General features: G+C 50.8%; 12 protein-coding genes and 1 other annotated feature. Of the genes, 9 read left to right on the forward strand and 3 right to left on the reverse strand.

Translation table 11 applies throughout. The features are described 5' to 3' along the window. From ACI31J_RS04730 to ACI31J_RS04740, 3 genes are all read right to left on the reverse strand, one after another. Positions 1–229: peptide deformylase (locus ACI31J_RS04730; protein ID WP_439773285.1), on the reverse strand; the 229-nt coding region annotated here is incomplete at its 3' end. 78 nt (positions 230–307) lie between these two features. Further along, positions 308–1,261 carry a membrane protein insertase YidC gene (gene yidC, locus ACI31J_RS04735; protein ID WP_439773286.1) on the reverse strand — a complete coding sequence of 318 codons (954 nt, stop codon included), beginning with the start codon at positions 1,259–1,261 and terminating at the stop codon, positions 308–310. Positions 1,262–1,359: 98 nt separating this feature from the next. Then, on the reverse strand, positions 1,360–1,632 hold the full coding sequence (locus tag ACI31J_RS04740) for an acylphosphatase (RefSeq protein WP_439773287.1): 273 nt from the start codon (positions 1,630–1,632) through the stop codon (positions 1,360–1,362). A gap of 108 nt (positions 1,633–1,740) precedes the next feature. On the opposite strand from ACI31J_RS04740, the gene ACI31J_RS04745 reads away from it, so the two are divergent. From ACI31J_RS04745 to ACI31J_RS04785, 9 genes are all read left to right on the forward strand, one after another. Continuing rightward, positions 1,741–2,508, forward strand: coding sequence for a TrmH family RNA methyltransferase (locus ACI31J_RS04745; protein WP_439773288.1), 768 nt, complete (start codon positions 1,741–1,743; stop codon positions 2,506–2,508). A gap of 87 nt (positions 2,509–2,595) precedes the next feature. Further along, a complete protein-coding gene (locus tag ACI31J_RS04750) occupies positions 2,596–3,102 on the forward strand; it encodes an HD domain-containing protein (RefSeq protein ID WP_439773289.1) in 507 nt (168 codons plus the stop codon). Between the two features lie 14 nt (positions 3,103–3,116). Next, complete coding sequence (locus tag ACI31J_RS04755; RefSeq protein ID WP_320609956.1) at positions 3,117–3,455, forward strand: winged helix-turn-helix transcriptional regulator; 339 nt, start codon at positions 3,117–3,119, stop codon at positions 3,453–3,455. Between the two features lie 47 nt (positions 3,456–3,502). Then, positions 3,503–3,707 (forward strand) — a binding site (T-box leader). 38 nt (positions 3,708–3,745) lie between these two features. After that, entirely contained in the window at positions 3,746–4,792 is a 1,047-nt protein-coding gene (gene pheS / locus ACI31J_RS04760) for a phenylalanine--tRNA ligase subunit alpha (protein WP_439773290.1), read from the forward strand. A gap of 6 nt (positions 4,793–4,798) precedes the next feature. After that, positions 4,799–7,216 carry a phenylalanine--tRNA ligase subunit beta gene (gene pheT / locus ACI31J_RS04765; protein WP_439773291.1) on the forward strand — a complete coding sequence of 806 codons (2,418 nt, stop codon included), beginning with the start codon at positions 4,799–4,801 and terminating at the stop codon, positions 7,214–7,216. 65 nt (positions 7,217–7,281) lie between these two features. Beyond that, positions 7,282–7,632, forward strand: a complete 351-nt coding sequence (locus ACI31J_RS04770) for an endolytic transglycosylase MltG (protein ID WP_439773292.1) — start codon at positions 7,282–7,284, stop codon at positions 7,630–7,632. A gap of 74 nt (positions 7,633–7,706) precedes the next feature. Beyond that, positions 7,707–8,360: a uridine kinase gene (gene udk, locus ACI31J_RS04775; RefSeq protein WP_439773293.1), complete on the forward strand. Its 654-nt coding sequence runs from the start codon at positions 7,707–7,709 to the stop codon at positions 8,358–8,360. A gap of 66 nt (positions 8,361–8,426) precedes the next feature. Further along, entirely contained in the window at positions 8,427–8,903 is a 477-nt protein-coding gene (gene greA, locus ACI31J_RS04780; protein WP_439773294.1) for a transcription elongation factor GreA, read from the forward strand. Positions 8,904–9,143: 240 nt separating this feature from the next. Beyond that, on the forward strand, positions 9,144–9,539 hold the full coding sequence (locus ACI31J_RS04785; protein WP_439773295.1) for a HesB/YadR/YfhF family protein: 396 nt from the start codon (positions 9,144–9,146) through the stop codon (positions 9,537–9,539). Positions 9,540–9,627: the final 88 nt, after the last annotated feature.

A 9,627-nucleotide genomic window follows, 5' to 3' on the forward strand; every position in this document is an offset into this window, starting at 1 on the left:
GGCTTTGGCTGGTCAAGCGCGGGTTGAACATCACGACCGGCAGCGGACCGAGCTGAGCGATGATCACCCGTTTATGGATGCCGATCATGTTGGCTGCCATGCCGACACAGCGGTCTTGCCATGCCGCCAGGGTGTCACGCAGGTCGTCAGCTAGAGGGCGATCGGCTTTAGTGGCGGGGACTGATGGTTGGCGGAGCTGTTCTACATCGGTAACAATTTTTTTGATCATTTTTTGATTCTCCTTGTGGTTAAAATAAAACGTGGCCGGAAGAAAAGAGTTATTTTCTTCCGGTCACTTCATTGACGACTAATTATTCTTTGACTTGTGGTGTTGCTGTTTGCCGGCGTTACGTTGCCGATTGTGCTTGGCCATTTCTTTAGCCGGGCTTGATTTCTTGAGCTGGTTGATCGCATCAGCCGTGCTGGTTGAAGATGAGCTTGGCGTGGCCGGAGCAGCGGGCATCTTGACCGGGTGCTTCTTGGCCTCTTCTTCGATCTGCTTGCGGATTCGTGGCCGGTAGGCGTTGACCATCAGGGTTTGCAGGATAGCAAAGAGTCCACCGATGAAGAAGTAGAGCCCCAGGCCGGCTGAGGAAGTCAGCGAGATGAAGAAGGTCATGAATGGACTCATCCAGATGGCCATCTTCATCTGCTTCTTCTGCTCCTCGGGAACCCCGACCAGGCCGAGGTAACTCTGGACAGCGTAGGCGATAAAGGACAGGACGGCAAAGAGGATGCTAGGCTTCCCCAGGGCGATTCCAAAGAAGGTGGCGTGGTAAAGGTCCGGTGAGTAACGGATGGCGGCGTAGAGGGCGGCAAAGACTGGCAGCTGGATCAACAGCGGCAGACAGCCGATTCCACCAGTCAGGCTGATGTTGTTGTCCCGGTAAAGGGCCATCATCTGCTGGCTGACCGCGGCCTGTTCTTCAGGAGTTTTGGCAGCCCGCTGCTTGGCGGACAATTCCTTGATCAGTGGCTGGACCTTGGCCATCTTCTCCTGCGTGATGGTGGACTTCTTCATTTGTGAGAACATCACCGGCAGGAGGATCGTCCGAACGACGACGACAATTACAACGATTGCCCAACCGTAATTGTTGCCCATGTGACTGGCCAGCCATTCCATCAGGTGCTGCATCGGCTTGGCCATGTAATCATAGACAAAGCCGTAGGGCCGGCCGCTCTTGGTGGTCCGGACACACCCACTGAGCAGCAGGAGCATCGTTGTCATCAGGCCGACAACTGTAAGGCGTTTATGTTTCATATGGTGTTAAAATCTCCCTTATTATAATTGGTTTTAATTTGATATAAACAGTACATATATTACTCTAAAGTGGACCGAAAAGCCACCCAGAGGGTGAACTAGCGCCGGATGGTAAAGCTGCCATAATCGGTGAGTGGCCCATCTACTTGTCGGATGTGGTCGACGATGGCGTAGGGAGTGGGTCCCTGGGCCAACCGCCGGATGAAGCTGGCGACGGCGTCTTTTGGCCCTTGGGCCTCAATGTAGACCGTTCCGTTACGCTGGTTGCGCACAAATCCGGTGAGCTTAAATTGCTGGGCGAGCTGGAGGGTTCCCCAACGAAAACCGACCCCCTGAACCTGTCCCGTGATTGTTAGCTGAACGTTAATCAAGCCTGTTCATCTCCCTTAATGAAAAATTATAAAAGCCGTTAGTTAGTTAAAGATATTGTACACCCATAACATGGTATAATTATGACAAGAGGAAGGGTAGTTTTACTTATGGAAGAATTAACATCAATTCACAATCAACATGTTAAAGACTGGAAGAAACTCCAGACAAAAAAGTTTCGCAAGCAGACTGGCTACTATCTCTTAGATGGTTGGCACCTGGTCAACGAAGCTGTCCAGGCCGGGGTGGCGATCCATCAGCTGATCGGGACAAGCGAGCAGCTGGATTCTCACCAAGACCTGTTTGACCACGCGGCAGAGGTTTATGCCGTGACGGAAGAGATCATGAAGCACATCACCGACACCGTCACGCCGCAGGGGATCGCAGCCGTCGTTGACCTGCCGGATGCCCACCGGGTTCCCGACCAGCCATTGACTGGTGCCTGGCTGTTCCTTGATCGGGTTCAGGATCCAGGCAATGTGGGAACTATGGTCCGTACGGCGGATGCCGCTGGCTTCACCGGTGTCGTCGTTGGGCATCGTTCTGCCGACCTGTTCGGCCCCAAGGTCGTTCGTTCCATGCAGGGAAGCCAGTTTCACCTCCAGCTCTTTGAAGGTGACCTTAGAAAATGGATTGCCGATTTCAAAGCAAATGGTGCCCCGGTTTACGGCACCCAGTTAAATCCGCAAGCGAAGAACTTTCGGGATGTCCATCCCGGCAAGACCTTTGCTCTGATCATGGGTAATGAGGGTCAGGGGATGAGCGATGAATTTCTCGCCCAGACCACTGATAACCTCTACATTCCAATGCGGGGCGAGGCGGAGTCATTAAACGTGGCCATTTCAGCCGGAATCCTGATGTTCCAGCTGAACCAGTAAGATTACTTACTTTTGATAAGACAAAATGATTTATTTTTGGCTGATCATCATGTATGATGGTGATAACCAATAGAAAAGGGGTATTATATGAAATCAAAGAATGAGTGGCGCAACGATCAAGAATACGTCTCAATCGTTTCGGATCTGCTGGCTCAGCCTGCCGTCAAAAAGCTCGCTAACTATACCCAGCACCATCATTCCAATCGTTTGCAACATTCAATTGCGGTTTCTTACGATAGCTATAGGATTGCTAAACGTCTTCACCTTGACTACCGGAGTGTAGCTCGGGCCGGGTTGCTTCATGACCTGTTCTACTATGACTGGCGGACGATTAAGTTTGACCTTGGTACCCACGCCTTCATCCATCCCCGGGTTGCCCTGCGGAATGCGGAGAAGATAACCCCGCTGAATAAGAAGGAAAAAGACATCATCCTGAAGCATATGTTTGGGGCAACGCTCGCTGTGCCTCGGTACCCAGAAAGCTTAATTGTTTCATTGGTTGACGATTTTGAAGCAGAACACGAATTCTTTAGTCCGATGCGGGCCAAGCTTCGTCGCCGGATTAAGAAGCGTCGGATGCGGACTATTTGGTAGGAAGGAGACATCATATGCAACACGAAGCGAATACACCGGTTGCGGATGGTGGTTGTCAATTGTGTCCCAAATTCACTCAAACCTTTATGATGTTAGGCAAAAAGTGGAATGGCTTGATTATTGAAGTCTTACTGGAAAGCGACACTTTACGATTTAAGGACATTGCCAATAGCGTCAGCAAGTGCAGTGACCGGGTTCTTTGCGAACGATTAAAAGAACTAGAAGATGACCAGATCATCGTGCGGAACACCTATCCGGGATCTAGCCGGGTTGACTATTCATTGACAACGCGGGGACGCGAGTTAGCACCAGTAATGAAAGAAGTTCATGCATGGAGCGATAAGTGGTGCTAATTGGGGCTTGACCAATTCCTGTTGAGTCATTAGAATGTTTAGTATAATTAAAAGCGATGACGGAAACTAGTAGCTGGTAATGGTTGCAAGAGAGCCACCAAGATTCTGCAAGCGGTGGTCTGCCTAGTCCAGTGAATTTCATTTCCCGAGCCGATATGTAATGATATTCCGGTCGATCACCGTTATTGATCAACTAAGTGTATAGGCAACTGCCTATAAACTAGGGTGGTACCGCGAAGCTTCGTCCCTATGGGGATGGGGCTTTTTTTATTGAATAAAGGAGTGAAAGCATGGGATTAAAAGAGAAGCTTGCTGACCTGCGCCAGCAAGGATTGCAAGAGATTGAAAACTCATCGGACCTTAAAAGAATTAATGAGATCCGGGTTAAGATGCTGGGAAAGAAGGGCCCAATTACCAAAGCCTTACGGGGAATGCGGGATATCAGTGCCGAGGAACGGCCAAAGGTTGGTCAGTTTGCCAACAAGGTTCGTGATGATTTGACGGCAGCGATTGAAGAAAAGCGGGCTGCCTTAGAACAGGCCGCCTTGAACGCGGAACTTCAGGCTGAAACAATCGACGTTACCCTGCCCGGCAGCCCCGTTGCTCAGGGTCAGCCACACGTTATCCAACAGATCATTGACCAAGTGGTAGACCTTTTTGTTTCCATGGGTTACGAAGTAGCGGTTGGTGACGAGGTTGAGCAGGAAGTTTACAACTTCGAAAAGCTGAACCTGCCTAAGGACCACCCCGCTCGTGACATGCAGGATACCTTCTACGTTACCCCAACGGTCCTGATGCGGACCCAAACTTCACCAATGCAGGCCCGGATGCTGGAAAAGCATGACTTCGCCCAGGGTCCACTGAAGATGATCTCGCCAGGTAAGGTTTACCGGCGGGATACCGATGATGCAACCCACAGTCACCAGTTCAACCAGATTGAAGGGATGGTTGTCGGCAAGCACATTACCATGGCCGACTTGAAGGGGACCCTGAAGGTAGTTGCCCGCTCCCTCTTTGGCGACAAGCTGGATGTTCGTCTGCGGCCAAGCTACTTCCCATTCACGGAACCATCCGTTGAAGCCGACATTACCTGTTTCAACTGCATGGGCAAGGGGTGTGCGATTTGTAAGCACACTGGCTGGATCGAAGTGCTTGGTGCCGGAATGGTTCACCCGAACGTCTTGAAGATGTCCGGGGTAGACCCGGAAGAATACGGCGGTTTTGCCTTCGGACTGGGCCCAGATCGGTTTGCAATGCTGAAGTACGGTGTTGATGACATCCGGAACTTCTACCAAAACGATGTACGGTTCTTAAATCAATTCGACGAGAAAGGATAATGTAAGATGAAAGTATCATACCAATGGTTAAAGGAATACCTCGACCTGGATGTTGAGCCAGGCGAGCTTGCCGAAAAAATTGCCCGGACGTCGGTTGATATTAACGATGTCTACCAGATGGACGACGGCTTAAAGAAGATTGTTGTCGGCAAGGTGCTGAGCGTAGAAGAACACCCTAACTCCGACCACCTGCACATCTGCCAGGTTGACGTCGGTGAAGACGAACCAATCCAAGTGGTTTGCGGTGCTCCAAATGTTCAGGCCGATAAGAAGGTCATTGTGGCCTTAACCGGTGCCCGGATTGCTGATAATGTCAAGATCAAGCGGGGCAAGATCCGGGGCGTGGAATCCAATGGGATGCTCTGTGCCCTTCAGGAAATCGGCTTCAGCGATAAGATTGCGCCTAAGGATTACGAGGCTGGAATCTACTTCTTGCCTGATGATGCCAAGGTGGGCGAGCCCGTCTTTGGCTACCTGGGGATGGACGACACTATCATCGACACGGATGTTACGCCGAACCGTGGTGATATGTTGAGTATGTACGGTAATGTCAACGATATTGCCGCCTTCTACGGCTTAAAGCCCCACTTCAAGGAGCTGGCAGTTGAGGAAAACGATGATCAGGAAACCAGTGAACTGGTCAGCGCCAAGATTACTGATGAAAAGATTGCCCCAACCTACAAGCTGCGGGTCGTTAAGGGCGTAAAGATTGCGGATAGTCCGCTGTGGCTGCAGATTCGCCTGTGGAATGCGGGAATTCGGCCAGTTAACAACGTGGTCGATGTTACCAACTACATCCTGCTGAAGTATGGTCAGCCCCTGCACAGTTACGACTACGACCGGCTGCCAGGTCATGACTTTGGTGTTCGCCACGCCAGCGACGGGGAGAAGTTCACGACCTTGGACGGGGATGAACAGACCCTTAAGGCTAACGACATCCTGGTAACAGTTGATGACCAGCCGGTTGCCCTTGCCGGTACGATGGGTGGTGAAGGCACCGCTGTTTCCGATCGGACGACTACGGTGGCGCTGGAAGCAGCTATCTTTGATTCCGTGATGGTTCGTAAGCAGGCTCGGCGCTTGGACTTGCACAGCGAGTCCTCAATGCGCTTTGAACGGGGGATTAACCCAGCAACCGTAGAAACGGCTTTGAACGAAGCGGCAGAATTGATTAAGGAACTGGCTGGCGGCCAGGTAACCAAGGGCATTGTTACCGGTAGTGAAAAGCCGGCCGTTGATAAGCAGATTGTCTTGTCTTTGAACAAGATCAACCATGTCCTGGGAACGGACCTGAAGATGGCGGACGTGGAAGACATCTTCAACCGGCTTGCCTTTGCCTACGAGGTAGCTGGCGATGACCGGATCACGGTGACGGTTCCGGCCCGGCGCTGGGACATCTTTGTGGCAGCGGACCTTTACGAAGAAATTGCCCGGATCTACGGTTATGACAACCTACCGGAGACCCTGCCAGTGATGACCCGGAACCAGGGTGGTTTGACGCCGCGTCAACGGTTTATCCGGGCCAGCCGGCATGATCTTGAGGGCATGGGGCTGACCCAAGCAATCAGTTACTCTTTGACGACAGTTGATAAGGCCAAGCAGTTCCAGATTGATCCGGTAGCTGAACCGATGAAGCTGGACTTCCCAATGAGTTCCGACCACGTGGCAACGCGGATGAGTATCATCAGCGGGTTGCTGCTTGACATTGCCTACAACGTTTCCCGGAACGTAAATAATGTTGCCCTCTACGAAGAAGGACGGGTCTTCCTGCCAAAGGGCGGTGAACGCCCAGAGGAACAGGAACACCTTGCTGGGGCGATTACCGGTCAGATGCTGGCTAACGATTGGCATCATGAGGACCGGCCGGTGGACTTCTTCCAGATCAAGGGGATCATCGAACGCTACCTCCACAACCTGGGCCTCGCCGGCAAGGTAACCTATGTTGCCGACCAATCACGTTCAGAGATGCACCCTGGGCGGACCGCTAACATCATGCTGGATGGTCAGTTGATCGGGTTCCTCGGCCAGGTTCACCCAAGCACCGCTAAGGCATACAAGATTCCAGAAACATATGTCTTTGAGCTGAATCTGGAGGACTTAATTGCGGCGCCAAAGGTTGACAACGAGTACCACCCAATCAGCAAGTACCCATCGATTACCCGGGACATCGCCTTGCTGGTTGACAACGATGTCACTAACGAGATGGTCATGGAGGTTATCAACAAGCGCGGCGGCGCCTTCTTGAAGAATGTGCACCTCTTTGATGTTTACAGCGGGACGCACCTGCCATCTGGTAAGAAGTCGTTGGCTTACACCTTGACTTACCAGGATGATCACGACACGCTGACCGAAGACCAGGTTAACGCCGCCTTCGACAAGGTCACTAAGGCCCTGCAGGACAACCTGTCAGCAGAAATTCGTTAAAAAAGATAATGTGAGATCTGCCATGATGCGGTCCCACATTATTTGTATTTTATGAAGGCTAAAAATTGAATGATGAACAATTAAAAAAGCAGAATCGGCTGGTCCTTATCCTGCTGGTCCTCGTCGTCATCGCTGGCCTGGCCATCCACCAGTACTTCAACTACTCATTGCAGCCGGTGGATCCCAGTGACCACCAGAAAGTGACGGTGGTGATCCCGACCGGGGCGACTGACCACCGGGTAGCCAGGATTTTGAAGAAGCACCGCCTGGTCCGCAGTCAATTTGTTTTTGATTACTACCTTCAGACGCACAAAACCAATGGGGTCAAGGCGGGAAAATTTCGCCTGAAGCGTTCGGCAAGCGTTCCCGAGCTAGCGGGGATTCTCCAGCAGAACCGGGCCGCAAAGAAGCGGTAGGGGATTGCCGTGACCGGCAGAGTGCTATATACTATTTTAGATTAACTTATATTTAGAGGAGCTATAAATAGAAAATGAGTACAAAAGAACAGCGGCGGCCAATCATCATCGGTGTTACCGGTGGTTCCGGTAGTGGTAAGACCACGGTCAGCAAGGCGATTTACAATCAATTGCATGGCCAGGCCATCCAGATTATCACCCAGGATACCTACTACAATGATCAGACATCGATGACCATGGAGGAAAGAAAGGCGGTCAACTATGACCACCCCCTGGCCTTTGATACGGACCTGCTGATTGAGCAGCTAACTGACCTGCGGAATAACAAGGCAATCGATATGCCGGTGTACGACTACACCCAGTACACCCGGTCTTCTGAGACGGTCCGCGTTGAACCGCAAGACGTCATCATCTTGGAAGGGATCCTGATCTTGGATGATGAACGGCTGCGGGACCTGATGGACATCAAGGTCTACGTTGATACCGATGATGACATTCGGATCATTCGCCGGATCAAGCGGGACATGGCCGAACGGGGTCGGACCCTAGACTCAGTGATCAATCAGTACCTGGCGACCGTCAAGCCAATGTACCACCAATTCGTTGAGCCGACGAAGCGCTACGCCGACATCATCGTTCCTGAGGGCGGTGAGAACCGGGTGGCCATCGACATCCTGACGACTAAGGTTCGCGATATCCTGGTTAAGCGAGGCCACACCCTGCAATAGCAGTTTACAAATACTTGACAGAATGGTAATGTAGCCACTGGATAAAATTTGAGGAGTGAATTAGATATGGCTGAAGAAAAAGAATTTCCAATGACCCTTGAAGGGAAGAAGAAGCTGGAAGAAGAACTTGAAAACTACAAGATGAAGCGTCGTCCAGAAGTTATCAAGCGAATTAAGATTGCCCGGAGTTACGGTGACCTTTCTGAAAACTCAGAATACGAGTCTGCCAAGGACGAACAGGCAATGGTTGAAAGTAAGATCGCCCAGATCGAAAACATGCTGCAATACGCAGTGATCATTGACAACGAAGACGTTGCCAAAGATGAAGTATCTATGGGCCGGGAAGTAACAATCAAGGAACTTCCTGATGAAGAACCAGAAACTTACTCCATTGTCGGTGAATCCGAATCTGACCCGCTCAATGGTAAGATCTCCAACGAATCACCAATGGCCAAGGGCCTGCTTGGTCACAAGATTGGTGAAGAAGTCGACATCGATATTCCAAATGGAACGATGAGGGTTAAGATCTTGGACGTTAAGTAGACAAGCTGGTAAGAAAGCATTAAAGCGCTCCGTACTTAGACACTAGGAGTACGCTTTTTTACCGCGATTACTTTACAAAAGACTGGGGCAAAGCAAGCTCCAGTCTTTTGTATTTTAAACTCATTATGTCATATGCTGAAATATGGGCAGATTGCTTGGCATTTTGCTCGTTCAATGGTACCTTTAACACTATGAAAGTGCTATCATAAAGTTAGTCAAACGAGTAAAGGGGATCTAAGTATGAAGTTAATTGTTACCGATGCCGCTAACGAATGGTTCAAGAATGAGATGGACCTGCAGCCGGGGGATGGAATTAAGTTTTACGGCAAGGTCTATGGGCGGACGGAGGTTCACCATGGTTTCTCCCAAGCTTTCGCCAAGGACAATCACCCGATTGATCCAGTTTTGGAAGTCATCAAGGATGGGATCAACTATCACGTTAATGAGGTTGATGAGTGGTTCTTTACCCGCCTGATCACGACCGTTGATGCCAATGCTGATGGCCCAGTCTTCCACTTCCAGCACGAGGACCAGGATGAGGCGCCGGATGTTGCTGGGATTCAGAGCGACCAGGATGATCACTCTGACAACCAGGCGGATGCCTCGACTGGGGCTTCCCAACACTTTGAACACTAAACAAAAGCCACCCAGGAAAACTCCTGGGTGGCTTATTTTAGTAGCGGCGTTTAATAATATAGCAAGTCAAACCAAGGCTGGCGACGGT

It is taken from the genome of Limosilactobacillus sp., assembly GCF_051873075.1.
In the GTDB taxonomy this organism is placed as follows: domain Bacteria; phylum Bacillota; class Bacilli; order Lactobacillales; family Lactobacillaceae; genus Limosilactobacillus.